The sequence below is a fragment of the Aquamicrobium lusatiense genome, from assembly GCF_014201615.1.
Taxonomy (GTDB): domain Bacteria; phylum Pseudomonadota; class Alphaproteobacteria; order Rhizobiales; family Rhizobiaceae; genus Mesorhizobium; species Mesorhizobium lusatiense.
Window position 1 is genome coordinate 265,695 of the sequence record NZ_JACHEU010000002.1, and the last position, 25,471, is coordinate 291,165.

Consider the following 25,471-nt stretch of genomic DNA (forward strand, 5'->3'; position numbering starts at 1 on the left):
CCCGCCATGAGCGACAATGGCAAGGATGGGGACCGGCTGGTCGCGCTGGAAATCCGCGCGACAGAACAGGAAAAGACCATCGAGGAACTGTCCGGCCAGCTTGCCGAACAGTGGAAGGTGATCGACCGGCTTCAGAAGAAGCTCGATGCCCTGACCGAGCGTTTTCTGGAACTGGAAGAACAGGCCTCGCCCGACATACCGGTTACCAAACCGCCCCACTGGTGACCAGAAAGGCGGCCGCGACAAGAATAGACGGTCAGGCGCGCACGCCGGTCGGGATCGGGCAGTAAACGCCGGTGCCCTGCAAGCCGCAATAGCCATCCGGGTTCTTCGCCAGATATTGCTGGTGCTCGGTTTCAGCGAAATAGAACTCCGGCGCCTGCGCAATCTCCGTGGTGACTTTGCCGCGGCCGCTTGCCAGCAATGAGGCCTCATAGGCATCGCGCGAAGCCTTTGCCTGCTCCAGTTGCGCCTCGCTGGTGGTGAAGACCACGGAGCGATAAGTGGTGCCGATATCGTTGCCCTGACGCATGCCCTGCGTCGGGTCGTGATTTTCCCAGAACAGCTTCAGCAGGTCGGAATAGGACACAACGGCCGGATCGAAGACCACCAGCACCACTTCGGCATGGCCGGTGAGCCCGGTGCAGGTTTCACGATAGGTCGGGTTGGGCGTGAGGCCACCCGCATAGCCGACGGCGGTGACCCAGACGCCCGGCACCTGCCAGAACAGCCGCTCCGCACCCCAGAAGCAGCCCATGCCGAACACGGCGCTCTGCATGCCCGCCGGATAAGGCCCTTTGAGCGGATTGCCGTTGACGTAATGGGTTTCAGCGGTCGGGAGCGGCTGATCGCGTCCCGGCAACGCCTCCTCAGGCTTCGGCATGGAGGATTTCTTGCTCAGGAGATCATTCAGGGAAAACATGTCGGTCTTCCTTCCTTAAAGGGTTAGCGCCAAAGGGCTATCACCGATCAGCCAGCTGCGTAGCGTATGGCCGGACGTTCGCGCCGGTAGCCGATGGCATAGAGCAGCAATGCCAGGCACGCGAACACCGCAAAACCCGGCAGAGATAGAATGAAGTTCACGCCCACATCCCACACCAGCGGACCGATCTTGTCGCGCACAAACATTTCGGCCGTGCCGAGTGTTTGTGGCGACACCGCGTTCCAGCTGGTTTTCAGCGGCGTGGTGATCAGCTGAGAAGCCGCAACCGTACGCGTCGCATCCAGCACCGCCATGATCACGGCGACCGAAAGTGAAACCATCGCGGCAAGCCGGAACAGGAAACGGAACATCAGTGCACCTTTCTGGCACAAGAGATATGAGCAGAGGCCCGTCTACACAAGTTCGACAGAGTGGCCATTAGAGATTTGTAAGCCATGTTGTGATCAAAATCAGCCATGTTCACATCTGATCGCCTTTATCCTCCGGCCGAGCTTTTCCTGTTCCGGATCACGTTCACGGTGCTGGCCATCGATGCGATGTTGATCCTGCTGCACCCTGCAAAGGTTGCCTGGGGCTCCTATGCCGTGCTCGGTCTGCTGGTGATGCTCTTTCTGGGTCTTGGTTCGTGGTATCGCCACAGCGGAAGAAGCCGGGAACTGGGCAGCGCGATCACCACAGTGGGCATTTTCATTCTGTTTTCCAACTCGGTTTCGCTGCTCAATTACCTGCTGACGCCCAACAGCAGGCCTCTGATCGACGACTGGCTGATCCGAATGGACACTCTGCTCGGCTATTCCTGGCCGCAGATAATCGCATGGGCGGCCGACTATCCGTTGATCAGCCAGGCGATGCGTCTGGCCTACAACGCCACTCTGATACAAGTCGCGGTCCTCATCATTGCTCTGGTCTTCACCAATCGCATCCGGCACCTGCACGCATTTACATTGAGCCTGTCTATCTCAGGCCTCATCGCCGTTATTTTCTGGGCTTTCTTTCCAAGTCTTGGACCAAGTGCGTATTATCAGGTGCCGAAAGACATATTGCTGCGTGTACACCCTGTCGTATCGACAGAATACAGGGCAACGATCCTGTCCCATTTCAAGCATGGCTCATCCATAATAAGCCCGGACGAAATCCGCGGCATGATCGCATTTCCATCGATGCATATCGTGATGGCCGGTTTGTCTCTGCTTTTTTCGCGGCCGATGAAGTGGCTGTTCTTCCCCTATCTGGCTATCGTGATCATGGTCATTCCCGGCGTGCTGGTGCATGGCGGTCATCACCTGGTCGATATTCCCGCCGGGCTGACGCTGATGGTACTGGCGCTCATGGCGACAGGAAAAGTAATGACCCTTGGCTATCCCGTGGGGCCCGGCAGGTTCGCCGTAACTCCCGCATCAAACACCTGAATAGAGAAATGCGGGCATAAAAGGCGAGCGCGATAGCCTCTGACCTTTCATGCCTGTTTGAGGGACCCGGATTCCAACAATTCAACCTGCTCTGTTGCGCCTTTGTTAAGTACATTTTTTCGACATTTTTCGTTTACCATCGGGCTTAACACAACCGAAAGCTGCACCCGCGATAGTGGGGTCACGGTTCATCAAGAAGCCGTTCAAACAAGTCACAACCTGGGCAACAAGGAATACAGATATGACCAAGCTTTTCGCACGCTTCGCCAAGGACGAGTCCGGCGCCACCGCCATCGAATACGGCCTGATCGCAGCTCTGATCGCCGTTGGCATCATCGGTGCCGCAACGACGCTTGGCTCGCAGATCAGCGCGACTTTCGGCCGCGTGAGCACGGAACTCGGAACTGCCATCACGGAAACCCCTGATACCTGATAACGGATAAGGGATTAAGCAAATCGCGAAAGGCCGCCTTCGGGCGGCCTTTTCTGTTTTCGGCCTCAATCATCTGGAACAATGATGCATCAGGCCTATATTCAGACAGTATCAACGGTCGCAAACAGATGCTGAACCATCTCGGAAATTCATGCTTGGCGGCGGTCTTCGCCGCAGCGCTTCTGGCCATGAGCGGTCCGGCTTCGGCCCAACAGCGCCCGCCCGTCGTGCAGAACCCGTCTGAAATCATCCAGCTTCAGAACCGCATCCAGCGACAGCAGTTCGAGCAGCAGCAGCAGTTTAACCGGCAGATCGACCGCCAGCAGGTTACCCAGCCTCCCGTGCAGCGCCCGCAGGTGCCTGCTTTTCAGCAAAACTGTCAAAATCAGGTGACAAGCAGCGGTTATGTAAGGAATTGCCGCTGACGCGGCTTGCCTCAATTGATTAGCCGACTATTCTGTTCGGTACAGATCGAATCGACGGAATATGGCGAAACAGAAGAAGCAGGTCCTTCGTAAAGCGAAGAAAGGCGAGAAGATTCGCCAGGTGGCGGCGATCCCTTTCAGGATCGGAGCCGATGGCGATTTGCAGGTCATGCTGGTCACCTCGCGCGAAACCCAGCGCTTCATTCTGCCCAAAGGCTGGCCGATGAAAGGCAAGAGCGGCCGCAAGGCCGCCACCATCGAGGCCGAGGAGGAGGCCGGCGTAGCCGGCAAGACACTCAAGGAACCCGCAGGAACCTACACTTACTGGAAGCGCCTGCCGGCAGCCTTCGTGCGCATCGATGTCACCGTCTATCTTCTGGAAGTCTCCGAACAGATGAAGCAGTGGCCGGAATCCGCCCGCCGCCAGCGGGCATGGCTTTCACCCGCGCAGGCAGCCGTGCTGATCGATGAGCCGGAACTGGCAAGCCTCGTGCGCCAGCTGAAAATTCCGCAGGAGACCGTGCCGGCAAAGCCCGAAAAAGCCAAAGCCTGATCCGGCAGGTCTGCCAGGTTCTATAGCTCTTTAAAGTGACTGCGGGATTTCCTGCGGCGCCAGCTCCACCAGCGGAGCGGGTATGGAGGTGGTTTTTTCCGCAGATTTGCAGATATCGGCAATCACACATGCCGGGCAATCCGGCTTGCGTGCCTTGCACACATAGCGCCCGTGCAGGATGAGCCAGTGATGGGCATGGCGCATGAATTCGTCGGGAATGATGCGGACAAGCTCCGCCTCCACCTGCTCCGGCGTCTTGCCCGGAGCCAGTCCGATGCGGTTGCCGATGCGCAGGATGTGGGTGTCCACCGCCATCGTATGCTGGCCGAAAGCCATGTTGAGCACCACATTGGCGGTCTTGCGGCCAACACCCGGCAGCTTCACCAGTTCGTCGCGATCATCAGGAACTTCACCGTGATGATCGCGAATGAGCGCCTGCGAAAGGGCAATCACGTTCTTTGCCTTGTTGCGCCACAGGCCGATGGTGCGGATATAGTCGCCCACCTTCTCCTCACCCAGCGCCAGCATCTTCTGCGGCGTGTCGGCGACCTGGAACAGTGCGCGTGTCGCCTTGTTGACGCCGGCATCGGTGGCCTGCGCCGACAGCACCACCGCCACCAGCAGGGTGAAGGCGTTGACGTGCTCGAGTTCGCCTTTCGGTTCCGGGCGCTGCACCGAGAACCGGCGGAAAATCTCATGAACCTCGGCCGGCGTGTACAGTGAACGCGGACGGCGCGGCGCGGGCCGCGCGTTCACCGTCTTTGCTTTGGGCTCCGGCTGCGCGACCTCATTTCCGGGCACAGGCCGATCTTTTGACTTGGGCTTGCTCATCCTCATCCTATAGTATCGCCGCATGAGCGAGACAAATGCCGACTTTGCCGCGGATCAGCCCTTCTTCACAGCGCTGCTGACGCCGTACAGATCGCTTGGGCGCACCGGCTTTCTGATCCTGTTCGGTGCCATGCTGTCTGCTTGGGCCATCATCGGCATCATTTTCCTCAGCCACGGCGCATGGCCGATCTTCGGCTTCTTCGGTCTCGACGTGGTGGCCCTCTATGTCGCATTCCGGTTCAACTATCGGGCTGCCCGCGCTCGCGAGGAAGTGTCGGTTTCCCGCACCGAACTGCATATTCGCAAGATTTCGCCTTCCGGCAAATCCGAGCAGCATCGCTTCAATCCGTTCTGGACGCGCTTTTCCGTGGCCCGCCACACCGAAATCGGCATCACCCGCATGGCGGTGGAAACGCGCGAGCAAAGCGTGGCGATCGGCAGTTTCCTCAACCCGGACGACCGCGAAAGCTTCGCCACCGCGTTTTCCCGCGCCCTTGCCACAGCAAAGGCCCGTTAAGAAAGCACGCATCCGGCAGGAAACGGGTGGGAATGGCGCTCTTTTGGGACGATATTTGAGAACAGACAGATATCAGCGAGACAGGCCATGAACGCCCGCACCCAGATGAAGCCCGTACCCGTTCTCGAACGCGACATCACCCCGCAAGGCAGCGATTATGAGATCGTGCGCCAGGTCATCGAAAAGATCAGCCTCGAATATCGCGACCAGCCCTCACTGGAAGAGCTGGCCGCCGATGTGGGCGAGACCCCGACCGGCCTGCAGAAACTGTTCACCCGCTGGGCCGGACTTTCGCCCAAGGGCTTTTTGCAGGCGGTGACGCTCGATCATGCGCGGCGACTGCTCGAATCGGGCGCGCCGCTGCTGGAAGCCTCCATGGAAGTTGGCATGTCTGGCCCTGCCCGCCTGCACGATTTGTTCGTCACCCATGAGGCGATGTCGCCGGGTGCCTACAAGAACCGCGGCGAAGGCCTGACCATAAATTATGGCTACCACGTCTCGCCCTTCGGCATCGCGCTGATCATGGTAACCGACCGGGGGCTTGCCGGCCTTTCCTTCAACGATCCCGGCGATGAAAAGGCCGCGTTCGACGATATGGCCGGCCGCTGGCCCAACGCCACCTACATCGAAGACATGGCCGCCATCCTGCCCTATGCGCAGCGCATCTTCGATCCGTCCCGCTGGCGCGCCGACCAGCCCCTGCGCGTGGTCATGATCGGCACCGACTTTCAGGTGCGGGTATGGGAGGCTTTGTTGTCTATCCCCATGGGCACGGCCAGAACCTATTCCGATCTCGCCGGACAGATCGGGGAACCGAAGGCCTCGCGCGCCGTGGGCGCTGCCTGCGGGGCCAATCCCATCTCCTTCGTGGTGCCCTGTCACCGCGCCCTGGCGAAATCCGGTGCGCTCACCGGCTATCACTGGGGCCTGACCCGCAAGCGGGCCATCCTCGGCTGGGAAGCGGGACAGGTAGCCTGACGCAGGAAGCGCGCCTTTGCGCTTTCTGCGGCGCACGATAAGCTCGCAAGGTCAGGGAGTTTTGCGGGCATGATCATCGTTGTCGGATCGATCAATCTGGATCTGATCGTCAGGCTGGATCGCCTGCCCTCTCCCGGTGAGACATTGCAGGGCACCGGCTTTGACAAAGCTCCCGGAGGCAAGGGTGCCAATCAGGCTCTGGCGGCAGCGCGCGCCGGCGCAAGAGTGCGCATGATAGGATCCGTCGGCAACGATGCCTTCGCCGGTGAGGCTTTGTGCCTTCTACGCGCCGGCGGGCTCGATCTTTCCGGCGTGGCCGTCAGCACGGCCCCGACCGGCACCGCGCTTATCTTCGTCGGCGCCGATGGTGAAAACATGATCGCGCTGGTAGCGGGCGCCAACAGCGAAGTTCGTCCCGCTGATCTTGGAAAGGCAGAGCTGAAGAAGGGTGATGTCCTGCTGCTTCAGCAGGAGATACCACCCGAAACCGTCGAGGCTGCACTCGATATGGCCCGGGACGCGGGTGCGCTCAGCGTGCTCAACATCGCGCCCTACCGCGATGAGTCAGGCCGGTGCCTCACCAAAGCGGACTTCATAGTCGCAAACGAAACGGAGTTCGACCAGTGCTGCCGCACCATCGGGATTGAAGGCAGCGACGTAAAGCGACGCATGCGGAGCTTCATATCCCGGACCGGCGGAACGATCATCGTTACATTGGGCCCCGACGGCGTTCTGGCCGCGACGCCCGACAATTTTCTGGAGGTGCCAGCCATGGACATACAGCCGGTCGATACGGTTGGTGCGGGCGACACCTTCTGCGGTTATCTGGCAGCGGGCCTCAGCATGGACCTGTCTCTTGAAAAGGTGCTTGCGCGCGCGGCTGCGGCAGGTTCCCTCGCCTGCCTCAAAGCCGGCGCCCAGCCTTCCATCCCACTCGCGAGCGAGGTGGATACTGCCCTCTCCCGCAGGGCCCGGTGAAGGTCACCATCGGCGCAAACCGGCGAAAGCCGAAGGCAAGCCTGCCTTTCCTGTGCAGCCCGGACGGCCAAATCTTGAACTCGGGGCTGCGGCAGACCATATCTGGTGCATGGAAGAATGCCGTGTGGGTTCTTCCGGAATTTGTCGCTCTCAAGAGGACAGGATTGCATGACCAGAATGACGCCTTTTTCCAGCCCGCTTCTCCTCGGCTTCGATGCCATGGAAAAAACGCTGGAACGCCTGGCAAAGTCGGGTGACGGCTACCCTCCCTATAATATCGAGCGCCTTCGCGGCGCAGACGGCACCACAGAAAAGCTGCGGATCACGCTGGCAGTCGCAGGCTTCGCTGAAAGCGACCTCGACGTGACCACGGAGGAAAGCCAGTTGATCGTCAGGGGCCGGCAGACAGACGACTCCGAGCGCGAATTCCTCCACCGTGGCATCGCTGCCCGCCAGTTCCAGCGCTGTTTCGTGCTGGCTGATGGAATGCGCGTGATCGGGGCAGAGCTCAGGAACGGGCTTCTGTCCATAGATCTCGACCGGCCCGAAGCCGAAAGGCTGGTACGAAAAATAAACATATCGGTGAAAGACTGATCTTTGCCGATGCTGAAGAGCCGGCCTTGGAAGGCGGCTCATAGACAGGAGGCCTGGATATGACCAGAACCGTTGACACGATTGCCGACAGCCAGGTGATGAGCGAAGGCGAACTGGCCCATCTCGGCGAAGGTACAGTTGCCTATCTGCGAAAGATGTCAAGCGACGACCTGCGGGGTCGCTTCCCCGGCCTGGCGCAGATCACGCCCGGACTTGAGCTGTGGGCACTGTTCGCGGCGAACGGCCAGCCGATCCTGCTGGCCGACGAACGCGACCGCGCACTTGCCGGAGCGATGGAAAACGACCTGACCACGGTTGCCACGCACTGAGCTCCATGACAGTTCGGCAATGATGCCGGAGCCGGAGGCGGAACGCTCCCGAAGCCATCATGAAGCAGAAGGGCCGCTGTGTGCGGCCCCTGCGGTACGGGTTCAATCAGGAAAAACGGCGCTCGGCGCGGCCTGTCCTTCAGGCTGCGTGCGAAGCCGGCGTTTCGGAAAGCAGCGCGTGAATTGCCTGCGCATCGCGGGTGCCGCGGATCTTGTTCACGGTGTCGGTGTCGCGCAACACACGCGCAATGCGCGACAAGGCCTTGAGGTGGTCCGCGCCGGCACCCTCGGGCGCCAGCAGCAGAAATACGAGATCGACCGGCTGATCGTCCAGCGCCTCGAAATCGACAGGCGTTTCCAGTCGCGCGAAGACGCCAGTGATGCCCTTCACGCCGGCCAGCTTGCCGTGCGGAATGGCGATGCCGTTGCCGACACCGGTGGATCCCAGCTTTTCGCGCTGCAGGATCGTTTCGAAAATGTCGCGCTCGGGAATACCCGAGATAGCGGATGCGCGCTCGGCCAGAAGCTGGAGCACCTGCTTCTTGGAGCTGGCCTTCAACGCCGGCAGGATTGCCGGAACGTCGACAAGATCGTTCAGAGCCATTTTTGAAATTCCTCTGCTTCGCCTGCCGCGGCCGGCCCTAAGAACGCAGGTACCGGCCGTCTTTTCTACCCTTACGCGGTTTTTACCGTCGCGGGATCAATCCAGCCGATGTTCCCGTCCGGCCGGCGATAGACGATGTTGAGCTGTTCTGTCCCGCCGTTACGGAACACAAGGACGGGGCTGCCCGTCGTGTCGAGTTCGATGACAGCCGAAGCGACGGACATCGTCTTCAGCGCAAGGCTCGATTCGGCGACGATGGTGGGAGCGAAATCCTCCGGGATATCCTCCTCGTCATCCTCGGCCAGCGCTTCCACCACCGTATAGGCGATATTCTGCCCCTCGGAAGAGGCATTCACCGGATAATGCGACTTCAGACGGCGCTTGTAGCGGCGCAGACGCTTTTCCAGCCGCTCAGCGGCAGCCTCGAAAGCCTGAATGGGATCGTGGGATTCGCCTGCAGCCTGCAGGGAGGCGCCCGAATCAAGCCTCACAACGCAATCGCAGGTGAAACGCGAGCCGGACTTGATGACAGTGACCTGGCCCGAAAAACCGCGGTCGAAATATTTCGCAATGATGTCAGTAACACGTTCATCGATGCGCGTCCGGAACGCATCACCGACATCCATATGTTTTCCTGCAATCCGCAATGCCATCTGATTACCGACCTTCCCTGTACAGACTTCAAACTTACCGGAGTTTATACGCGTAGTCCGTTCGTACAAGCCACACGGCACCCCTTGTGCCGAATTTGCCCGAGAACGTCGCAGCCGACTCTCAAAGCCTGCCGTCCAAGCATCGATGGCCATTCCCTGCGCGGGTCAGACCCGCCTCATGCGGGCGGGCTTCTAGACACTTCATGGGTGCTTGTCAACGAAACGGCGACCGGCAGCGCTGTGCCCCGGCGTCAGCCTTTCAGGCCGGCGCGCGCCCGCTTCTCGCGCCTGCGCTGGACCGAAGAGGGAATATTCATAGCTTCCCGATACTTGGCGACCGTGCGTCGAGCGATATCGATGCCTTCCTCCTTCAGGCGATCAACAATCGTGTCATCCGAAAGTACACAGCTCATTTCCTCGGCTTCGATCAGTTCGCGAATCCTGTCACGCACGGCTTCGGAGGAATGGGATTCGCCCTCGCCGGATGCTGCGATCGCCACGGTGAAGAAATAGCGCATCTCGAACACGCCGCGCGGCGTGTTCATGTACTTGTTGGCGGTGGCCCGACTGACAGTCGATTCGTGCATGCCGATGGCGTCGGCCACGGTTTTCAGGTTGAGCGGCCGCAGGTGCCGCACGCCATGAGCCAGAAAGGCATCCTGCTGGCGCACGATCTCGGAAGCCACCTTCAGGATGGTCCTCGCGCGCTGGTCGAGGCTGCGCGCCAGCCAGTTGGCGCTCTGCAGACATTGCCCGAGAAAATCCTTTTCGCCCTGATCCCGCGTCTGGGCGGACACCCGTGCAAAATAAGTCTGGTCGATCAGCACGCGCGGCAGGGCATCGGCATTCAGTTCCACCGTCCACCCACCATCGCTGGCGGGCCGCACCTCGACATCGGGCACGAGCGTCTCGCTGTTCCCTCCGGAAAAGGCGAGGCCCGGACGCGGATCCAGCCCCCGGATCTCGGCCAGCATATCCAGAAGGTCTTCCTCATCGACGCCGCAGATGCGCCTGAGCGACTGGAAATCCCTGCGGGCGAGAAGATCGAGCCTCTCCAGCAGCGCCCGCATGGCCGGATCGAGCCGGTTGCGGGCACGAAGCTGGATGGACAGGCATTCGGCAAGGTCACGTGCGAACAGCCCCGGCGGATCGAAATTCCGGCAACGGGAGAGCACGGCCTCGACGCTGTCGGCATCCGTGCCGAGCCGTTCGGCACATTCGCCCGGATCGGCCCGCAAATAACCGGCCTCGTCGAGACAATCGGCAAGCTCGGCCGCGATCATCCGTTCCCGCGGATCGGTGAACGCAAAGGCAATCTGTTCCGCGATGTGATCGCGCAATGTGACGGGTGCGGCCGCCAGATCCTCAAGATCGAACCCCTCGGAAGTTCCACCGGCGGATCCGCCAGCGGCGGATTTCCACTGCATCGACAAGGAAGGGTCAAGCTGTTCGGAACGCCCCGGATCATCCGGAAACAGATTTTCAAGAGACGAATCCAACCGCTCCGATATCGCCTCGGAAGAGAGCCCCGCTTCTTTGCCGAACCAGTCGTCGCCGGTTTCGCCGGCACTGTTCGATCCGGATTCCGGCTCCGGTCCGGCCATATCTTCGGGGACGCTCTCCGCCCGCTCCAGCAGAGGATTGCGCTCAACCTCTTCGTCGACGAAATGCTCCAGCTCGGCATGGGTAAACTGCAGCAGGCGTATCGACTGCAGCAGTTGCGGCGTCATCACCAGCGACTGCGTCTGCCTGACCTGCAATTTTGCCGAGAGTGCCATCCGGTAGCGTTTCTTCCCACGAAGCAACGGGAAAAGAGATTTTCCGTGCCAGCAATTCAAACTGGCCCGGCTTTTGCTTGTCAAGCGCGATGGCACGCGCAAACCCTGCTCGCGCCCGCATTTGCATCAGAAAGCGTCAGGCGGAGCAGCGTTCGGGAGGGAAAAGACAGCTTTCGGAAGAAAAGGCGCTATCGCAGCGAGAGGCTTCAGAGCGTGAAGCCTTCGCCGAGATAGAGACGCCGCACATCGGCGTTGGCGACCACTTCCTCGGCCCGACCATGGGTGAGAACTTCGCCGGCGTGGATGATGTAGGCGCGGTCGATGAGCCCCAGCGTCTCGCGCACATTGTGATCGGTGATCAGCACGCCGATGCCGCGCTTGGTGAGATGGCGCACCAGTTGCTGGATATCGGCCACAGCAATGGGATCGATACCCGCGAATGGCTCGTCCAGCAGCATATAGGCCGGCCGGCTGGCCAGCGCCCGCGCGATCTCCAGTCGCCGGCGTTCGCCGCCAGACAACGCCATCGACGGCGCATGGCGAAGATGGCTGATATGGAACTCTTCGAGCAGCTCATCGAGGTTCTTCTCGCGCTGCTTGCGGCTCTTTTCGACGACTTCCAGCACCGCGCGTATGTTCTGCTCGACGCTCAGCCCCCGGAAGATGGAGGTTTCCTGCGGCAGATAGCCGATGCCCAGCCGCGCCCGGCGATACATGGGCATCGAGGTGACATCGTAACCATCGATCTCGATGGTGCCTTCGTCCACCGGAACCAGCCCGGTAACCATGTAGAAGCAGGTCGTCTTGCCGGCGCCATTGGGCCCAAGCAGGCCCACGGCCTCGCCGGCGCGCACGCCAAGCGAAACGCCGTTGACGACCCTTCGGCCCTTATAGCTCTTGGTCAGGCCGCGGGCGATCAGCGTACCCTTGAGCCCGGACGAAACGGCCTCATCCTTCGGCGGGGAAGCAGTCTCGCTGGCCTTGCGTCCGGACAGGCCGAACTTCTGAAGTGAAAGCATCCGCGATCCTACGGTTTCTTCTGCGAACCCGGAGAGATCGACATCATGACCCTCTTGCCGCAGGCCTCCACCTGAGCGAGGCCGGTTTTCATCTGCACGGTCAGCTTGCAGCCGGTAAGAACATTGTCGCCGTCAGACAGGACCACCTTGTCGCCCGACAGAACCAGAACCTCGGTCTTCATGTCGAAGGTGCCGCGATCGCCCGTGGCGACCTGCGTGTCGGACTTGATGTAAACCTTGTCCCTGACCTCAAGCCGGTCGATGTTGGCCGTGCCGGTGGTGGCGGAGCCCGCAGCAGCGTCGGCATTACCGCCCTTGTCGTTGACGTAATAAACATCCATGGAACCGGCCTTGAGCAGGGTCGGCCCCTGAATAACCTGCACATTGCCGGTGAAAATGGCGAGACTTTCGTTCTCACGCACTTCCAGCTTGTCGCTTTCGATCTCGATTGGCTGATCACCCGCCAGCTTCAGGCCCGACATGGTGCCGGTGCCGCCCGACTGGGCAAAGGCGGAGCCCGCCACGACAAGGGACAAGGCAGATGCAAGCGCTGCAAGCCTCATCGAATCACTGCGTAGCATTGGTGTCTCCGCTCTTTTTCTGATCCGCCTTCCGGGCGGCGGGGTCGATGCTCACGCGAACCCGCTTCTCGAATATCATGACCTTGCCGCCATCTTCCACCGACATCGTGTCGGAAGTGATACGCGATCCGGCCCGGCTGATTTCGACGGGTTGCTCCGTCTTCATATTGCCTTTGTCCATGTCGAGAAAGGCCGATTTCAGCTTTGCAACCATTCCGTCGGTGGTCGTGACCGTAATTTCGTTGTCCAGCTGCAGCGTATTGCCCGAACGATCATAAGAACCGTTTAACGCATCCACCTTCGCGGTGGTCTCCGCATTCAGCGGCAGCCGGGCGCTGATGCCCTCCAGCTCGATCACGCCTTCTTTGGCGGTATCCTGCACGGCCCGAACCGCCGTCATCGCGTAAGGCAGAAGCGCCTTGGTGAAGCCTTCCAGCTTCGGATTGGACATCACCAGCTTGCCATCGGAAAAAGCGCTGCTCTCGGTCGTGACCGGCACCTCGTCGGGAGCAACCATATAAGAATAAAGCGGAAAGGCGACGGCCATGGCAATGGCGATCGCCGGAACCACGAATTTAAGCCTGCGCACCCGGCGCGAATGCTGCTGGGCGCGGTCGAAGGCTGCTTCGCGCTGGCCGTCGCCCGCCTGGGCAAGCGCGGGCCGCGGCAGTCTGTCTTCCATGCCCATCGGATCTGTCACTGGTGACAAAACAACTACTTTCTACAAAAGGAAGCTCACGCCTTATGCCCAGTAATTCGGGAGGCGGAACGTTTCAAACAAGTCCGGACGGATCAAAACCGTAAAAATATGACCAGTCTAAGGATACACGATGGCGCAAATGGCCCGCAAGACCTCCTTTACGGCGCAAAACGGGCAAAAGTGGTGGTCGCCGGCGGCACGATGATCTAGATAGGCACTGCCCATATCCCATCCAAGAGGCTGAGCATGGCACAGAGAGCCGATGACCTGATCGACCGGCGCAGACTTCGGCGCAAGCTGACATTCTGGCGCGCACTGACAATCATCGTCATCCTGCTTGCCATAGGCGGCATCGCAGCCTGGTTTGGCGGCGATGGCACCGGCTCAGGCTCCCATATCGCCAAGGTCCGGATCACGGGCACCATCACCCAGGACGACAAGCTGCTCGAACGGCTGGAGAAGATTCGCAAATCGCCGCGCGTCGCCGGCGTCATCGTCCAGATCGACTCGCCCGGCGGCACCACGACCGGCGGGGAATCCATTTACGAGGCCGTGCGCAAGATCGCCGCTGAAAAGCCGGTGGTCGCGGAAGTCGGCACGCTGGCGGCCTCCGCCGGCTACATGATCGCCAGCGCCACGGATCATATCGTGGCCCGCCAGTCCTCGATCGTCGGCTCGATCGGCGTGCTGATCCAGTATCCGGACGTCACCGGCCTGATGGACAAGATCGGCATCAAGCTGGAAGAGGTGAAATCCTCGCCGCTCAAGGCCTCGCCCTCGCCCTTCAAGCCGACCAACGAGGAAGAGCGCGCCATGGTGCGCCGCCTGATCATGGACAGCTACGACTGGTTCGTCGACATCGTCGCCAACCGCCGGTCGATGACCCGCGAGCAGGCGCTTGCGCTCGCCGACGGATCGATCTTCACCGGCCGGCAGGGCTTGCAGAACAAGCTCGTCGACGCTCTCGGGGGAGAGGAAGAAGCCGTGGCGTGGCTGGAAAGCAAGGGCGTTGCGCCCGATCTCAGGGTTATCGAGTGGAAGCCTAAGGAGGGAACCGCAAGCCTTCTTTTGTCGCAATCGCTGGTACGCAACATCGCGCGCGCTCTGGGTCTGCCCGAGCAAAGCGGCGACGTGGTCAGGGAGCTTGGCATGGAGCGGCTGTTCCTTGACGGGCTGGTGTCGGTCTGGCACCCTTGACAGTCCCGCTTTCAAATGAAAAAAGCGAATGAAATCATCTGCATAATTTCGACCGCATGTTGTCCGCAAGGGGATTGCCCGCATGATCAAGTCTGAACTCGTGCAAATCATTGCCTCTCGCAACCCGCATCTTTTCCTGCGCGATGTCGAAAACATCGTCAGCGCGGTGTTTGATGAGATCACCGATGCGCTGGCGGAGGGCAACCGCGTGGAGTTGCGCGGCTTCGGCGCCTTCTCGGTGAAGAACCGCCCCGCCCGCACCGGACGCAACCCGCGCACGGGCGAAGCGGTCGAGGTCGAGGAGAAGTGGGTTCCCTTCTTCAAGACCGGCAAGGAACTGCGTGAAAGGCTGAACGCGGAGGACTAAAGCCTGTCGCCCGAAAGCGGGAACCGCCTTCGGGACAACGACATGCGTAAAAACAGGAACTTAAAGCGTAAGCGGCAACTCTGAGAGATCGCGACACGCTTTAGAGCGACTGACGTCCGGATAAATCCGGGCCGCTGCTCTATCTCTTTGTTTGAGCCGCATTTATGCGACGTCAGACGACTTCGCTGACTGCAAAATGCTCCAGGCGTCAGGAATTTCCAATGTTCAATCGCTTCGCTCTCGTTCTCGTCTTCGTGCCGCTGGCCATCATTCTGATCGCGCTGGCGGTGGCGAACCGCGCTCCGGTTGCGTTCACCGTCGATCCGTTCAACCCCGGCAATCCGGCGCTGACCTACACGCTGCCCTTCTTCGTGTTCCTGTTCGCCGCACTGGCGCTCGGCATGCTGATCGGAAGCCTGGCCACATGGTTCCGGCAGGGGCGCTACCGCAAGCTGGCCCGCCAGCGCGCGATCGAGGCCGAAAGCCTGAAGCAGGCAGCAGGCGCGCGTCCGGCTGCCGCGAACCCGAACAATCCGGCCCCTCGCAATCCGGCGCTACCGCACCCGAGCGCCTGAGTCGACACGGAACGGTTCAGCGCCTGCCGGCGATGAACCCGGCTATTTCATCGGACAAGCCCGCAGCCAGAGGCATTTCGGCATCGCCATAGGCGGCAAAATTGGCGATGAGATTATCCTTCGGCGTCTCTTTCAGTACGTGATTCATACCGGGGAAAATCTTCAGCTGCGCCGACGGCTGGGCCTGTGACAGGTTTTTTGCATCAACCACCCTCACCTGAAGATCATTGTCGCCCTGCACGATCAGCACCGGCACCCTCAGCTTTGCAATCAGTTCTGCCGGTTTGTAGCTCAGCAGATCGATGAGAAAGCCCTGAATGCTTTCCGGAAACAGCGGCCGCACGATCCCGGGAAGGCTGGCGACATCGACCTTCTCGCCGCGTTCCAGCGTTCTGGTCGCCTCCAGAAGCTGGGGCAGGACAGGCCGGTTGGCAGGGTTCCCCGTAAATTGCTCCCGCAGGATCTCGCCCAGCGGACGGCCGGGCGCGGAGACGAGCACCACGCCGCACAGGTCCGGCCCCGCCATCTGCGCGGCGATCAGGGCGACCAGACCGCCCTCGCTGTGGCCCACCAGCCAGGCGCAGTCCGTTCCCGCCTTCTCGCGCGCGACCTTCAGCCAGGCAATGGCGTCTCCCGCATAGTCCGTCATGCGCACGTCATTGGCGTCGGGAAAACCGGTGGTGCTTGCGAACATGCCACGCTTGTCGATGCGGATCGAACCAATTTCCTTTTCGGCCAGTTCCTCTGCCAGCATCTTCAGATAGCCCGCCTTGATGCCGAGCGGATTATTGCCGTCATGGTCGGTTGGACCGGAGCCCGGGATGATGACGGCCACCGGCTGTCCTGACCGGTCGCCGGGAAGGAGCATGTACCCCTTCAGGACGCCTTCCTCCACCTGCGCCTCGACAACCGTTTCGGCCAGCCGCGCGGCCACTGCATCGGCAAGCGATGGCGAAACGACGCAGGAACAGAGGAGCGTGGCGGCCGCCAGAGCAGCCCTTTTCATGCCGGTTGCCTGCATCTTGCCCTCACAATGGGTGCGGGCCATGTTGCGACCCGTCTGCCGCTATGGCAGAAGCGCAGGCATATTTCCACCGGAGCATTCGCTTGAAAGCCACGCGCAACAGGAGCCATGAGGCAAGGCCGCGACCGGAGCGAGACGCCCGTCCCGAGCAGGAACGCGAGCCGCAGCACCAGCCGAAGCGCCAGCTTGTGCGCCGCGAAGGCCCGCTGCCGGCCGAAAGGCTGCCGCTGATCCTCGAGGTCGCGCCCAGCGACGACTACGCACTGCTCGACAGCGGCGACGGGCGCAAGCTGGAGCAATACGGCCCCTATCGCATCGTGCGCCCGGAGGGACAGGCGATCTGGCGCCCTGCCCTGCCCGACAGGGAATGGGGCCGCGCCGACGCCATTTTCACCGGCAACACCGATGAGGAAGGTATGGGCCGCTGGCAGTTTCCCCGCAATCCGCTCGGCGAAACATGGCCGATGAAGCATGACGGCATCGATTATCTCGGCCGCTTCACCTCGTTTCGCCATGTCGGCGTCTTTCCCGAACAGGGCTCCCACTGGGACCATATGGCCGCCCTCATCGAAAATGCCCGGCGGCCGGTGAAGGTGCTCAACCTGTTCGGCTATACCGGCCTTGCCTCGCTGGTCGCCGCCCGCGCCGGGGCGGAGGTCACCCATGTCGACGCCTCGAAGAAGGCGATCGGCTGGGCCCGCGAAAATCAGGAAGTGGCGCGGCTAACCAACAAGCCGATCCGCTGGATCGTCGAGGACGCGATGAAATTCGCCGAGCGCGAGGAGCGCCGCGGCAGCCGCTACGACATCATCCTGTTCGATCCGCCCGCCTATGGGCGCGGACCCAAGGGCGAAGTGTGGCAACTGTTCGAGCATCTGCCCGCACTTGCCGACATCTGCCGCTCGATCCTGACGCCGAAGCCGCTGGCCGTCGTGCTCACCGCCTATTCGATCCGCGCCTCCTTCTTCGCCATCCATGCGCTGATGCGCGACACCTTCGCCGGCATGGGCGGCGCCGTGGAATCCGGAGAACTGATCATCCGCGAGAAATCGGCCGGCCGCGCGCTTTCCACCTCGCTCTTTTCCAGATGGGTCGCCAGATGAGCGAACATGAAAAACGCCGTCCGGTCGGACGGGTCAAGGAAGTCACCAGCCTGTCCAATCCGCTGGTCAAGGACATCAAGGCGCTGGCTCTGAAGAAATTCCGCGACCAGAACAATGCCTTCATGGCCGAGGGGCTGAAGCTGGTCATCGACGCGCTCGATCTCGGCTGGGAAATCCGCACGCTGATCTTCGCCAAGGCCGGACGCGGCAATGCGGCGGTCGAAAAGGTCGCCGCCCGCACCGTGGCCGCTGGCGGCGACGTGCTGGAAGTCTCGGAGAAAGTGCTGTCCTCCATCACCCGCCGCGACAATCCGCAGATGGTGGTCGGCGTGTTCACGCAGCGTCTGGTTCCGCTGAAAGACATTCGGCCAGCCAGGGGCGATGTCTGGGTGGCGCTCGACCGGGTGCGCGATCCGGGCAATCTCGGCACCGTCATCCGCACCGTTGATGCGGTCGGCGCCAAAGGCGTCATCCTCGTCGGCGACACCACCGATCCATTCTCGCTGGAAACGGTGCGCGCCACCATGGGCTCGATCTTCGCCGTTCCAGTCGCGAAAACCAGTGTGGAAGCCTTCCTTGCCTGGCGCAAGGGCTTTCCGGGCCTCGTCGCCGGCACGCATCTGAAAGGCGCGGTCGATTATCGCTCGGTCGACTTCTCGGACAAGCCGGTGCTGCTTATGATGGGCAACGAGCAGCAGGGCCTGCCTGACGATCTGGCGCAAAACTGCGACCGCTTGTTGCGCATTCCGCAGGCCGGCCGCGCCGATTCGCTCAACCTCGCAGTGGCAACCGGCGTGATGCTGTTCGAGATCCGCCGCGGGGCACTCTCGCTGGAGGCGCCCGCCCCATGAGTTCCACCCCTGCCCCATCTGCCGCCGGCAAGGGTCTTGGCCTCTATGCGATCCTCGCCATCGTCGCCATCGTGCTCGACCAGTGGATCAAATACGCGGTCGAAAGCGGACTTCCCTTTCAGGAGAAGATCGACCTCCTGCCGTTTCTGGCGCTGTTTCGCACCTACAACACCGGCATCGCCTTCTCGATGCTGTCTTCCTTCGGCGACACCGGGCTGATCGTCATCTCGCTCGTCGTATCGGCCTTCATCGTCTATCTGGCGCTGCGCAGCACGCCGCGCCAGCTCTTCGCCCGGCTTGGATTTGCGCTCATCCTCGGCGGTGCGATGGGCAACGTCATCGACCGCGCCATCTACGGCCATGTCGTGGACTACATCCTCTTCCACACGCCGCACTGGTCCTTCGCCGTGTTCAATCTGGCGGATGTCTTCATCAGCGTCGGCGCTTTTCTGGTGGTGGTGGAGGAGTTCATCGGCTGGCGCTACGAGGTCAGATCGCACGACGACTGATCAAAACCCGCGCAATCGGTAAAATTGCGCGGGTTTGCCGAAGCCTTCCCTAAGCTCTGCCTGTCATTGTTTTGTGTATGACGGCGGAGATGGACCACAACCGGACAGGAGGGGACGAGGCGCACGAAACGGGCGGCCACCGCCTTCGTGTCGTTCCCCCGCCGCTGTCGCCCGAAGCGCTCGGAACCGATCTCTCCGCCACGCCCGTTTCCCGCAACCTGCCCGTCGCAAGCTGGCTGTTCGTTCTCCTGTTCGCCGGACTTGCCCACCTCACCGGCGCGCCCGCTTTCCTCAGTCTTGCCATGCTTGCCACCGGCTTTGTTGGCATTCTGCTGCATGAGCTGATCCTGTCGAAGGAACGCCGCACCCGGCAGCAACTGGACAGGGAGACCGCTCAGGCTCGCACCCGACTGGAAACACTCTCCGACCAAATGTGGGAGATGCAGGAAAGCGAAGAGCGCTTCCACGGCCTCATCGACGCGCTCGGCGACATCGTCGTGCACCGCGACCGGCACGGCAGGATCGTCTACGCCAATCGGGTCTTCACCGGACTTGTCGGCAGGGAGATGCACGATCTGCGCGGCATGACGCTTGCCGATATCGGCATGGAGTTCACTGTTACGCCGGAGGCTGCATTCACCGACAATGAATGCCTGCGCTCGACGGATGCCTGCATGACCACGCCGCAGGGCCAGCGCTGGTTCTCATGGGTCGAGCTTTCGGTGCGCGAGAAGGATACCGGCGCCGTTTCGCATCACGCCATCGCCCGCGAAATCACCGCCCGCAAGCAGGCTGAAACCTCGCTCATCGCGGCGCGCGAGCGGGCGGAATTCGCCAATCAGGCGAAGTCCCGCTTCCTGGCCACCGTCAGCCATGAGATCCGCACGCCGATGAACGGCATCATGGGCATGGCGCGGCTGTTATCGGATACCAGCCTGTCACCCGAGCAGCACACCTATGTCAACGCCGTGTCCACCTCGGCCAGCGCACTGCTGGCGCTGATCGACGATCTTCTGGATTATTCCAAGATCGAGGCCGGCCGGTTCGATCCCGAGCCGCAGCCGGTTTCGCTGCGCGAGCTGGCCGACAATGTCGTCGAGCTTCTGGCCGACCGCGCCCATGGCAAGGGTATCGGTCTCGGCTGCCATGTCGCGCCCGATGTCCCGCAGATGATCACCGCCGATCCGGGACGGGTGCGGCAGGTGCTGCTCAACCTTCTCGGCAATGCGATCAAGTTCACCGAAAGCGGCGGCGTGGCGCTTGTCATCACCCGCAGCGGCAATCGCATCCGCTTCGCCGTGAGCGATACCGGCACGGGGCTGCGGCAAGACGATCTCGAACGCATATTCCTCGAATTCGAGCAGGCCGACGGAACCTCGACGCGCCGGCATGGTGGCGCAGGGCTCGGCCTTGCGATTTCCAGACGGCTGGTGACGGCGATGGGCGGCACGATCTCCGTGTCCAGCACGCCCGGCGAGGGAACGGAGTTCATTTTCGAACTGCCGGCGCATGAGGCGACCGCTCCGCCGCACCCACGGCAGGATGCGCTGGCAGGCCGCAATGTCGTGATCCTCTCCGACAACAGGGTCGAGGCGGATGTGATCGCGCGGACGATCCGCGCCTTCGGCGGCTCCGCCGAAATTGCCGAAAACCCCGAAACCGCACGAAAGCTGGCCAAGGGCTGCGACACGCTGATGGTGGACGCCACGCTGGAAGGCAGCGACAGACGCGCCGTTCAGGCGCTGCGCGACGATGTTTTCGCCTCCAGCCGCGCCATCATCCTGATGGCGCCGAACGACCGTGGCCGGCTCTGCGAATATCTGGCCGGCGGATATGGTGGTTTCCTCGCCCGTCCCGTGCGGGGCGCAACACTGCTGAAGGTGCTTGCCGGCGGCAGTTACGACAGCGCAGGTGAACAGCACCTGCAGGAGCCCGGAACGCGTACGCATCCGGCACAGGAAAACAAATCCGGCGTCCTTTCCGTCCTGATTGCCGAAGACAACGAAATCAACGCCCTGCTGGTTCGCGCCGCACTCGGCAGTGCCGGCCATCGCCTCGAGATGGTCACGACCGGCAAGGAGGCAGTGGACAGGCTCACCGCGACCGACACCGGCGCGGGACGCCATGACGTCGTCCTCATGGACCTGCACATGCCGGTGATGGACGGCATGGATGCCATCGCCCACATCAGGCGGCATGAGAAGCTGCATGGGATGCCCACGGTCCCGATTCTGGTGCTTTCGGCTGACAATCAGGAAAAGACACGCCATGCCGTGCTCGCCCATGGCGCCACCGCCTTCCTGACAAAGCCGCTCGATCCGCGTGATCTGCTTGCCGCCGTTCAGGACCTGATGTCCACATGAACATTGGTGCGGCACAGGTCCTGCTTTGTTGCCGATCACGCCATATCACGTTAGTGTCACAATCCTGTTGCACCACAATCGTATCCCCGCGCCACGAGGGATGGCTCGAAGGAGAATCGCCCGTGCAGACAGCGATGCCGCAAGGTCACACCAGGTTGGGCTCCACGCTCGTTACCGGACCGGCCACCGGGCCGCAGGCCCCGTCACTCGCAGGCCCGATCGGCCCTCTGGGCCGTATAGGCACTCTGGAAGTGCGGCTGGCCCGCAACGAGGCCGAGATCGAGGCCGCACAGGAAATCCGCTACCGCATCTTCTATGACGAGCTGGGCGCCCGCAGCAGCCTGGACCAGATCGACAGGCGCGATTCGGACCGCTTCGATCCGCTTTGCGACCATCTTCTGGTTCTGGACAACAGCCTGACCGGCCCCGAGCACAGGCGCATCGTCGGGACTTACCGCCTCTTGCGGCAGGAAATGGCGACGGCAGCGGGCGGCTTCTATTCGGAAGACGAATTCGAGCTGCGCAGGCTGGTCGCCCGCCACCCCGATCTGCGTTTCCTCGAGCTTGGCCGCTCCTGCGTGCTGCCGCAATACAGGTCGAAACGCACCATCGAGGCCCTGTGGCAGGGTATCTGGGCCTATCTCAATCACTACGGCATTGACGTCATGGTGGGCTGCGCTTCCTTCCCCGGCATCGATCCCGCGGCCCATGCCGAGGCGCTGACCTATATGGCCCATCATTGCCGCACCAGTGCAGACTGGGATGTGCGGGCCGTCGGCCGCCGCTATCATCCGATGGCCATGATGCCGGTCGAAGAGGTTAATCCCAAGGCGGCAATCACCGCCATGCCGCCCCTGGTGAAAGGCTATCTGCGCATCGGCGCGCGTATCGGCGACGGCTGCGTCATCGACCGCGATTTTTCGACCGTCGATGTGTTCATCGTCATGCCGGTCAAGGAAATCGCCGCTCGCTACATCAGCTATTACGGCGGCGACGGCCAGAGTTACGCCGCCTGAAGATCAGCGTTCCGTTCAGGGAATATCCTCGGGCTTCCGGCCGGGGCGGCTCTTGTAGGCCGGAATGTGCCAGCCGAAACGGATCGCGCCGCCACGCACTGCAAAGGCGGCGATGAAGCCGCCGAGCTGGCAGATGAGAGGCGCAAAGCCCGCGAGATCGCCCAGCGTATAGACGCCGGCGCCCATGAGTGCTGCCGACACATAGACTTCGGGGCGCAGCAGCACCGACTGCTCCCCCGCCAGAACGTCGCGCAGGATGCCGCCGAAAGTGGCCGTCAACATGCCCATGATGATGGCCACGACCGGCGAGCCGGTAACCGCGAGCCCCTTTGCCGCCCCCATCACCGCAAATGCGGCAAGGCCGATGGCATCCAGCCACAGCAGGAGCTTGTAGCGCGATTCAACCCGGTGCGCCGTGAAGAACACCAGCACAGCAACTGCCGCGCACACCAGAATATAGTCGTGGTTGGCGATCCAGAAGACCGGCACGTCGAGAACGAGATCGCGGAAGGTTCCACCGCCAACTCCCGTTACCCCGGCCAGAAACATGAAGCTGATGATGTCCATCTGCTTGCGTGAAGCCGAAAGCGCGCCCGTTGCCGCAAAAACGGCAACGCCGGAATAATCGAGGATGGTGACGAGGTTCATGGCAGGGCGTTCATCCCCGGTGGCAGGTGACTGCGCTACAGTAGCAGCCGCTCCCGGCTGTGGAAGCCCCTGAAGGGCAACGGTCCCGCAATGCTGCGGGACCAAAGGCTATCAGCCCTGATTTCCTTCGCCGGCAGAACCATTGGCCTGCTTCGGTCCATCCTTCGAGACGCCGACCTTGGCCGGGCGCAGAACCCGCTCGCCAATCGAATATCCCGGCTGCACGACCTGCAGAACGGTGCCTGCGACAACCTGCGGATTCGGAATCTCGAACAGCGCCTCGTGGAAATTCGGATCGAACCGCTCGCCTTCCGGCGAAAGCTTTTTCACGCCATGCCGTTCCAGCGCGCCGATCAGACCCCGCGCGGTAATCTCAACGCCCTCGATCAGCGCCTTGAAACCCGCATCGTCGGATGCCTTGGCTTCTGCCGGGATGGCTTCCAGCGCACGTTGCAGGTCGTCTGCAACCGTCAGCATGTCGCGGGCGAAGTTGGCTATGGAGTAGGAGCGCGCGTCCTGCACGTCACGGGCAGCACGGCGGCGCATGTTCTCCACCTCGGCGGCGGCGCGAAGAGCCCGATCCTTCAGCTCCTCGTTTTCCTTCATCAGACGGACAAGTGCCTCGTAATCACCTTCGGCACCCTCCACCGTCTGCTCGGCAAAAGCTTCTGCGGCCTCGGTTTCGTCGGGCGTGCGCTCGTCTTTGGCCTGGTCAGTCATGGCGTATTCCCATTCTTTTCGAAGTTTCGAAGTTGGGTCCGATATCGAGGTTCGACACTCAAAAATCAAGGCCCCCGGCGCGCCGGATGCCTTCCCCGCCAACAAACGTATTTAATTCAAATTTTACCTTGTTGCGCTGAGCTGTGTCCCAACACCCCGGCAAAGGGGGAACCTTAGACGGATACAGGGAGTTTCGAAACCGAAAGGATTTTGAAGCGATGACCCGAACAGGCAAAGAACGGCCACAGGAAACGGTGCGGCAGAACCTGGCGAAAACCATACGCCGTCAGGTCCGCAGCCACAACACGCGTGGATTGTTGCGCTCCCTGCCCGCCTTCAAGGTCGCCAGAGACATACCGGAACAGTTGCAGGCGCTCATCTGCCGACTGGAGGCTATGGAAGCACAGCACGAAGAAGCTCCGGAGCGATGACCCCGCCCCGCGCTTCACACCGTGGCCTGCGTGGCAGGTTACTGCACCGCCCTCCGGCGCCATGAATAGGTGCCCGCAGCGGCAGCGCCCGATGTCGCTGCCGGCTGGGAGTGGACCGACAACCCGCCAATCTCGCCTTTTTCAAGCCGTTCCAGCAGAACCCGGTTCGAAATCTCGAACTCGTCGAAGCCGACGCGCAGCATATGCGGAAGCTGGTCGACGAGCACATCGCCCACCGCGCGCACCCTGCCCGTAAACCCGTGCCGGCTGCGCAGCAGTTCCGCCTTGGAGTAGCTGCGCCCGTCGCTGTAGGCCGGGAAGGCCAGCGCCACCAGCGACAGCGCATCGAGAAGGCCGGCAATCGCGTCGAGCTGTTCTCCCGGTTGCAGGATCACCCCCAGACGCTCGTGGTTGAGCGCGCGCTCCTGCGGATCGAGATCGAGAAAGGCCTGCAGCGGCAGAATCACGCGGCTGTTGCCGGCAAGGGCCTCGGCAGTCTCGGCGTGTATCCACTCATCGTCCCGGAAACCCTGCGGAGTCCACAGACGAATTTCGGGGGTTGCCTTGTGTTCGCTCCCCGTCGCTTGCTCACTCATGTTGTCTTTCCTGACTGAATGGCCGGGCCTGACTGGCTGGTTTGGCCGAGGGTCTGTTCCAGACCGCCAAGATGGATACCGCATTCGGTCTTGGCCTGCCCTGCCCAGCGCCCGCTGCGCGCATCCTGCCCCTGCTCCACCGGACGGGTGCAGGGAAAGCAGCCTATGGACAGATAACCATAAGCGACCAGCGGATTTTCGCGCAGTTCGTGCGCCTGCATGTAATCGGCGAGGTCGGCCGCCCCCCAGCTTGCCAGAGGGTTGATGCGTATGCGCGGCCCCACCGCCTCGAATACCGGCAGGGCGGCGCGCGTCTGTGCCTGATGGCGCTTGCGGCCGGTGAACCAGGCCCGGAACGGCTCCACCCCCCGTGCCATCGTTTCCACCTTGCGCACATGGCAGCAGGCTTCGACGTCGCTTTCATGCAGGCGGCCCGACGGATCGACGCGCTGCAGCACCGCCGCATCGGGATGGATCACCCTGATATCGGTCAGGCCGAAATCCTCGGCCAGCGCATCGCGGTAGCGCAGGGTTTCCTCGAAATGCTTGCCCGTATCGAGGAACACGATCGGCACATCCCGGTCCACCTGCGCGATCAGGTGCAGGAGCACCGCCGAGTCCGCCCCAAAGGACGAAACGGCGGCGACCTCTCCGGAAAACAGGCTCCCCACCGCCAGCTCGATGGTGCGGAGAGCCGAAAGCTGCCCATGGCGCGCTTCGAGGGCAGCGGCATCGAAAGCGTCCAC

Annotated in this window: 33 protein-coding genes; 19 read left to right on the forward strand and 14 right to left on the reverse strand. The window is 61.9% G+C overall.

Features of this window, described 5'->3' with window-relative positions; all coding sequences use genetic code 11:
- The first annotated feature begins 6 nt into the window (after positions 1–6).
- On the forward strand, positions 7–225 hold the full coding sequence (locus HNR59_RS15280; protein ID WP_183831976.1) for a SlyX family protein: 219 nt from the start codon (positions 7–9) through the stop codon (positions 223–225).
- Between the two features lie 31 nt (positions 226–256).
- On the opposite strand, the gene msrA is transcribed toward HNR59_RS15280, so the two are convergent.
- Together msrA and HNR59_RS15290 are read right to left on the reverse strand one after the other, a co-directional pair.
- Positions 257–922, reverse strand: a complete 666-nt coding sequence (msrA, locus tag HNR59_RS15285; RefSeq protein WP_183831884.1) for a peptide-methionine (S)-S-oxide reductase MsrA — start codon at positions 920–922, stop codon at positions 257–259.
- A 47-nt stretch (positions 923–969) separates the two neighbouring features.
- Positions 970–1,293, reverse strand: a complete 324-nt coding sequence (locus HNR59_RS15290) for a hypothetical protein (RefSeq protein ID WP_183831885.1) — start codon at positions 1,291–1,293, stop codon at positions 970–972.
- A 168-nt stretch (positions 1,294–1,461) separates the two neighbouring features.
- Between HNR59_RS15290 and HNR59_RS15295 the strand changes: the two genes are divergently transcribed.
- The 4 genes from HNR59_RS15295 to HNR59_RS15310 all read left to right on the forward strand — a co-directional run bounded on the left by HNR59_RS15295 (position 1,462) and on the right by HNR59_RS15310 (position 3,763).
- On the forward strand, positions 1,462–2,352 hold the full coding sequence (locus HNR59_RS15295) for a phosphatase PAP2 family protein (RefSeq protein ID WP_183831886.1): 891 nt from the start codon (positions 1,462–1,464) through the stop codon (positions 2,350–2,352).
- 241 nt (positions 2,353–2,593) lie between these two features.
- A complete protein-coding gene (locus HNR59_RS15300; protein WP_183831887.1) occupies positions 2,594–2,785 on the forward strand; it encodes a Flp family type IVb pilin in 192 nt (63 codons plus the stop codon).
- Between the two features lie 155 nt (positions 2,786–2,940).
- The gene (locus tag HNR59_RS15305; protein WP_246374734.1) at positions 2,941–3,210 is read left to right on the forward strand and encodes a hypothetical protein; all 270 of its coding nucleotides are present in this window, start codon (positions 2,941–2,943) and stop codon (positions 3,208–3,210) included.
- A gap of 61 nt (positions 3,211–3,271) precedes the next feature.
- Entirely contained in the window at positions 3,272–3,763 is a 492-nt protein-coding gene (locus HNR59_RS15310) for an NUDIX hydrolase (protein ID WP_183831889.1), read from the forward strand.
- Between the two features lie 30 nt (positions 3,764–3,793).
- On the opposite strand, the gene nth is transcribed toward HNR59_RS15310, so the two are convergent.
- Positions 3,794–4,594: an endonuclease III gene (nth, locus tag HNR59_RS15315; protein WP_183831890.1), complete on the reverse strand. Its 801-nt coding sequence runs from the start codon at positions 4,592–4,594 to the stop codon at positions 3,794–3,796.
- A 22-nt stretch (positions 4,595–4,616) separates the two neighbouring features.
- On the opposite strand from nth, the gene HNR59_RS15320 reads away from it, so the two are divergent.
- The 5 genes from HNR59_RS15320 to HNR59_RS15340 all read left to right on the forward strand — a co-directional run bounded on the left by HNR59_RS15320 (position 4,617) and on the right by HNR59_RS15340 (position 7,990).
- The gene (locus tag HNR59_RS15320) at positions 4,617–5,111 is read left to right on the forward strand and encodes a DUF2244 domain-containing protein (protein ID WP_183831891.1); all 495 of its coding nucleotides are present in this window, start codon (positions 4,617–4,619) and stop codon (positions 5,109–5,111) included.
- An 87-nt stretch (positions 5,112–5,198) separates the two neighbouring features.
- Entirely contained in the window at positions 5,199–6,089 is an 891-nt protein-coding gene (locus HNR59_RS15325; protein ID WP_183831892.1) for a methylated-DNA--[protein]-cysteine S-methyltransferase, read from the forward strand.
- A gap of 69 nt (positions 6,090–6,158) precedes the next feature.
- The gene (locus HNR59_RS15330) at positions 6,159–7,067 is read left to right on the forward strand and encodes a ribokinase (RefSeq protein WP_183831893.1); all 909 of its coding nucleotides are present in this window, start codon (positions 6,159–6,161) and stop codon (positions 7,065–7,067) included.
- Between the two features lie 168 nt (positions 7,068–7,235).
- Positions 7,236–7,661: an Hsp20 family protein gene (locus HNR59_RS15335; RefSeq protein WP_183831894.1), complete on the forward strand. Its 426-nt coding sequence runs from the start codon at positions 7,236–7,238 to the stop codon at positions 7,659–7,661.
- Positions 7,662–7,720: 59 nt separating this feature from the next.
- Positions 7,721–7,990 (forward strand): BQ00720 family protein, encoded by a 270-nt coding sequence (locus HNR59_RS15340; RefSeq protein WP_183831895.1) that lies wholly within the window; start codon positions 7,721–7,723, stop codon positions 7,988–7,990.
- Between the two features lie 139 nt (positions 7,991–8,129).
- On the opposite strand, the gene ptsN is transcribed toward HNR59_RS15340, so the two are convergent.
- The 6 genes from ptsN to lptC all read right to left on the reverse strand — a co-directional run bounded on the left by ptsN (position 8,130) and on the right by lptC (position 13,313).
- Positions 8,130–8,594 (reverse strand): PTS IIA-like nitrogen regulatory protein PtsN, encoded by a 465-nt coding sequence (ptsN, locus tag HNR59_RS15345; RefSeq protein ID WP_183831896.1) that lies wholly within the window; start codon positions 8,592–8,594, stop codon positions 8,130–8,132.
- A gap of 71 nt (positions 8,595–8,665) precedes the next feature.
- Positions 8,666–9,247: a ribosome hibernation-promoting factor, HPF/YfiA family gene (hpf, locus tag HNR59_RS15350; RefSeq protein WP_183831977.1), complete on the reverse strand. Its 582-nt coding sequence runs from the start codon at positions 9,245–9,247 to the stop codon at positions 8,666–8,668.
- Between the two features lie 251 nt (positions 9,248–9,498).
- Entirely contained in the window at positions 9,499–11,025 is a 1,527-nt protein-coding gene (rpoN, locus tag HNR59_RS15355) for an RNA polymerase factor sigma-54 (RefSeq protein WP_183831897.1), read from the reverse strand.
- Between the two features lie 206 nt (positions 11,026–11,231).
- On the reverse strand, positions 11,232–12,044 hold the full coding sequence (lptB, locus tag HNR59_RS15360; protein WP_183831898.1) for an LPS export ABC transporter ATP-binding protein: 813 nt from the start codon (positions 12,042–12,044) through the stop codon (positions 11,232–11,234).
- 8 nt (positions 12,045–12,052) lie between these two features.
- Entirely contained in the window at positions 12,053–12,625 is a 573-nt protein-coding gene (locus HNR59_RS15365; protein ID WP_183831899.1) for an LptA/OstA family protein, read from the reverse strand.
- The gene (gene lptC, locus HNR59_RS15370; RefSeq protein WP_183831900.1) at positions 12,612–13,313 is read right to left on the reverse strand and encodes an LPS export ABC transporter periplasmic protein LptC; all 702 of its coding nucleotides are present in this window, start codon (positions 13,311–13,313) and stop codon (positions 12,612–12,614) included. The genes HNR59_RS15365 and lptC overlap by 14 nt, the downstream gene beginning before the upstream one ends.
- Positions 13,314–13,571: 258 nt before the next feature.
- Between lptC and sppA the strand changes: the two genes are divergently transcribed.
- The 3 genes from sppA to HNR59_RS15385 all read left to right on the forward strand — a co-directional run bounded on the left by sppA (position 13,572) and on the right by HNR59_RS15385 (position 15,464).
- Entirely contained in the window at positions 13,572–14,522 is a 951-nt protein-coding gene (sppA, locus tag HNR59_RS15375; RefSeq protein WP_183831901.1) for a signal peptide peptidase SppA, read from the forward strand.
- Positions 14,523–14,604: 82 nt separating this feature from the next.
- The gene (locus HNR59_RS15380) at positions 14,605–14,889 is read left to right on the forward strand and encodes an integration host factor subunit beta (RefSeq protein ID WP_183831902.1); all 285 of its coding nucleotides are present in this window, start codon (positions 14,605–14,607) and stop codon (positions 14,887–14,889) included.
- A gap of 221 nt (positions 14,890–15,110) precedes the next feature.
- Positions 15,111–15,464 (forward strand): DUF1049 domain-containing protein, encoded by a 354-nt coding sequence (locus HNR59_RS15385; protein WP_183831903.1) that lies wholly within the window; start codon positions 15,111–15,113, stop codon positions 15,462–15,464.
- A gap of 16 nt (positions 15,465–15,480) precedes the next feature.
- Here HNR59_RS15385 and HNR59_RS15390 read toward each other — a convergent pair whose 3' ends face one another.
- Positions 15,481–16,470, reverse strand: coding sequence for an alpha/beta hydrolase (locus HNR59_RS15390; protein WP_183831904.1), 990 nt, complete (start codon positions 16,468–16,470; stop codon positions 15,481–15,483).
- A 101-nt stretch (positions 16,471–16,571) separates the two neighbouring features.
- On the opposite strand from HNR59_RS15390, the gene HNR59_RS15395 reads away from it, so the two are divergent.
- The 5 genes from HNR59_RS15395 to olsB all read left to right on the forward strand — a co-directional run bounded on the left by HNR59_RS15395 (position 16,572) and on the right by olsB (position 22,330).
- Entirely contained in the window at positions 16,572–17,591 is a 1,020-nt protein-coding gene (locus tag HNR59_RS15395) for an RsmD family RNA methyltransferase (protein WP_246374736.1), read from the forward strand.
- Positions 17,588–18,442, forward strand: a complete 855-nt coding sequence (locus HNR59_RS15400) for a TrmH family RNA methyltransferase (protein ID WP_183831906.1) — start codon at positions 17,588–17,590, stop codon at positions 18,440–18,442. The genes HNR59_RS15395 and HNR59_RS15400 overlap by 4 nt, the downstream gene beginning before the upstream one ends.
- On the forward strand, positions 18,439–18,951 hold the full coding sequence (lspA, locus tag HNR59_RS15405) for a signal peptidase II (protein ID WP_183831907.1): 513 nt from the start codon (positions 18,439–18,441) through the stop codon (positions 18,949–18,951). The genes HNR59_RS15400 and lspA overlap by 4 nt, the downstream gene beginning before the upstream one ends.
- An 89-nt stretch (positions 18,952–19,040) precedes the next feature.
- Positions 19,041–21,314 (forward strand): ATP-binding protein, encoded by a 2,274-nt coding sequence (locus HNR59_RS15410; RefSeq protein WP_183831908.1) that lies wholly within the window; start codon positions 19,041–19,043, stop codon positions 21,312–21,314.
- A gap of 122 nt (positions 21,315–21,436) precedes the next feature.
- Positions 21,437–22,330, forward strand: a complete 894-nt coding sequence (gene olsB / locus HNR59_RS15415; protein ID WP_343060843.1) for a l-ornithine N(alpha)-acyltransferase — start codon at positions 21,437–21,439, stop codon at positions 22,328–22,330.
- Between the two features lie 15 nt (positions 22,331–22,345).
- Here the strand turns inward: olsB and HNR59_RS15420 are convergent, their stop codons facing one another.
- Together HNR59_RS15420 and grpE are read right to left on the reverse strand one after the other, a co-directional pair.
- A complete protein-coding gene (locus tag HNR59_RS15420) occupies positions 22,346–22,978 on the reverse strand; it encodes a trimeric intracellular cation channel family protein (RefSeq protein WP_183831909.1) in 633 nt (210 codons plus the stop codon).
- A 111-nt stretch (positions 22,979–23,089) separates the two neighbouring features.
- A complete protein-coding gene (gene grpE / locus HNR59_RS15425; RefSeq protein WP_183831910.1) occupies positions 23,090–23,698 on the reverse strand; it encodes a nucleotide exchange factor GrpE in 609 nt (202 codons plus the stop codon).
- A 218-nt stretch (positions 23,699–23,916) separates the two neighbouring features.
- Between grpE and HNR59_RS15430 the strand changes: the two genes are divergently transcribed.
- Positions 23,917–24,129, forward strand: coding sequence for a hypothetical protein (locus HNR59_RS15430; protein ID WP_183831911.1), 213 nt, complete (start codon positions 23,917–23,919; stop codon positions 24,127–24,129).
- A 38-nt stretch (positions 24,130–24,167) separates the two neighbouring features.
- On the opposite strand, the gene HNR59_RS15435 is transcribed toward HNR59_RS15430, so the two are convergent.
- Together HNR59_RS15435 and HNR59_RS15440 are read right to left on the reverse strand one after the other, a co-directional pair.
- On the reverse strand, positions 24,168–24,725 hold the full coding sequence (locus tag HNR59_RS15435) for a DUF934 domain-containing protein (protein ID WP_183831912.1): 558 nt from the start codon (positions 24,723–24,725) through the stop codon (positions 24,168–24,170).
- On the reverse strand, positions 24,722–25,471 hold the full coding sequence (locus HNR59_RS15440) for a phosphoadenylyl-sulfate reductase (RefSeq protein ID WP_425488668.1): 750 nt from the start codon (positions 25,469–25,471) through the stop codon (positions 24,722–24,724). The genes HNR59_RS15435 and HNR59_RS15440 overlap by 4 nt, the downstream gene beginning before the upstream one ends.

What these genes read in the sequence shown, in the direction of transcription:
- HNR59_RS15410 (WP_183831908.1), top strand. Translation starts at nt 19,041, where the DNA reads ATGGACCACAACCGGACAGGAGGGGACGAGGCGCACGAAACGGGCGGC.
- HNR59_RS15435 (WP_183831912.1), bottom strand. Translation starts at nt 24,725, where the DNA reads ATGAGTGAGCAAGCGACGGGGAGCGAACACAAGGCAACCCCCGAAATT.
- lptB (WP_183831898.1), bottom strand. Translation starts at nt 12,044, where the DNA reads ATGCTTTCACTTCAGAAGTTCGGCCTGTCCGGACGCAAGGCCAGCGAG.
- HNR59_RS15320 (WP_183831891.1), top strand. Translation starts at nt 4,617, where the DNA reads ATGAGCGAGACAAATGCCGACTTTGCCGCGGATCAGCCCTTCTTCACA.
- HNR59_RS15290 (WP_183831885.1), bottom strand. Translation starts at nt 1,293, where the DNA reads ATGTTCCGTTTCCTGTTCCGGCTTGCCGCGATGGTTTCACTTTCGGTC.
- ptsN (WP_183831896.1), bottom strand. Translation starts at nt 8,594, where the DNA reads ATGGCTCTGAACGATCTTGTCGACGTTCCGGCAATCCTGCCGGCGTTG.
- msrA (WP_183831884.1), bottom strand. Translation starts at nt 922, where the DNA reads ATGTTTTCCCTGAATGATCTCCTGAGCAAGAAATCCTCCATGCCGAAG.
- HNR59_RS15400 (WP_183831906.1), top strand. Translation starts at nt 17,588, where the DNA reads ATGAGCGAACATGAAAAACGCCGTCCGGTCGGACGGGTCAAGGAAGTC.
- lptC (WP_183831900.1), bottom strand. Translation starts at nt 13,313, where the DNA reads ATGGGCATGGAAGACAGACTGCCGCGGCCCGCGCTTGCCCAGGCGGGC.
- HNR59_RS15365 (WP_183831899.1), bottom strand. Translation starts at nt 12,625, where the DNA reads ATGCTACGCAGTGATTCGATGAGGCTTGCAGCGCTTGCATCTGCCTTG.
- HNR59_RS15390 (WP_183831904.1), bottom strand. Translation starts at nt 16,470, where the DNA reads ATGAAAAGGGCTGCTCTGGCGGCCGCCACGCTCCTCTGTTCCTGCGTC.
- HNR59_RS15340 (WP_183831895.1), top strand. Translation starts at nt 7,721, where the DNA reads ATGACCAGAACCGTTGACACGATTGCCGACAGCCAGGTGATGAGCGAA.
- hpf (WP_183831977.1), bottom strand. Translation starts at nt 9,247, where the DNA reads ATGGCATTGCGGATTGCAGGAAAACATATGGATGTCGGTGATGCGTTC.
- lspA (WP_183831907.1), top strand. Translation starts at nt 18,439, where the DNA reads ATGAGTTCCACCCCTGCCCCATCTGCCGCCGGCAAGGGTCTTGGCCTC.
- nth (WP_183831890.1), bottom strand. Translation starts at nt 4,594, where the DNA reads ATGAGCAAGCCCAAGTCAAAAGATCGGCCTGTGCCCGGAAATGAGGTC.
- HNR59_RS15420 (WP_183831909.1), bottom strand. Translation starts at nt 22,978, where the DNA reads ATGAACCTCGTCACCATCCTCGATTATTCCGGCGTTGCCGTTTTTGCG.
- HNR59_RS15385 (WP_183831903.1), top strand. Translation starts at nt 15,111, where the DNA reads ATGTTCAATCGCTTCGCTCTCGTTCTCGTCTTCGTGCCGCTGGCCATC.
- HNR59_RS15335 (WP_183831894.1), top strand. Translation starts at nt 7,236, where the DNA reads ATGACCAGAATGACGCCTTTTTCCAGCCCGCTTCTCCTCGGCTTCGAT.
- grpE (WP_183831910.1), bottom strand. Translation starts at nt 23,698, where the DNA reads ATGACTGACCAGGCCAAAGACGAGCGCACGCCCGACGAAACCGAGGCC.
- rpoN (WP_183831897.1), bottom strand. Translation starts at nt 11,025, where the DNA reads ATGGCACTCTCGGCAAAATTGCAGGTCAGGCAGACGCAGTCGCTGGTG.
- HNR59_RS15310 (WP_183831889.1), top strand. Translation starts at nt 3,272, where the DNA reads ATGGCGAAACAGAAGAAGCAGGTCCTTCGTAAAGCGAAGAAAGGCGAG.
- HNR59_RS15330 (WP_183831893.1), top strand. Translation starts at nt 6,159, where the DNA reads ATGATCATCGTTGTCGGATCGATCAATCTGGATCTGATCGTCAGGCTG.
- HNR59_RS15380 (WP_183831902.1), top strand. Translation starts at nt 14,605, where the DNA reads ATGATCAAGTCTGAACTCGTGCAAATCATTGCCTCTCGCAACCCGCAT.
- HNR59_RS15280 (WP_183831976.1), top strand. Translation starts at nt 7, where the DNA reads ATGAGCGACAATGGCAAGGATGGGGACCGGCTGGTCGCGCTGGAAATC.
- HNR59_RS15325 (WP_183831892.1), top strand. Translation starts at nt 5,199, where the DNA reads ATGAACGCCCGCACCCAGATGAAGCCCGTACCCGTTCTCGAACGCGAC.
- HNR59_RS15300 (WP_183831887.1), top strand. Translation starts at nt 2,594, where the DNA reads ATGACCAAGCTTTTCGCACGCTTCGCCAAGGACGAGTCCGGCGCCACC.
- sppA (WP_183831901.1), top strand. Translation starts at nt 13,572, where the DNA reads ATGGCACAGAGAGCCGATGACCTGATCGACCGGCGCAGACTTCGGCGC.
- HNR59_RS15430 (WP_183831911.1), top strand. Translation starts at nt 23,917, where the DNA reads ATGACCCGAACAGGCAAAGAACGGCCACAGGAAACGGTGCGGCAGAAC.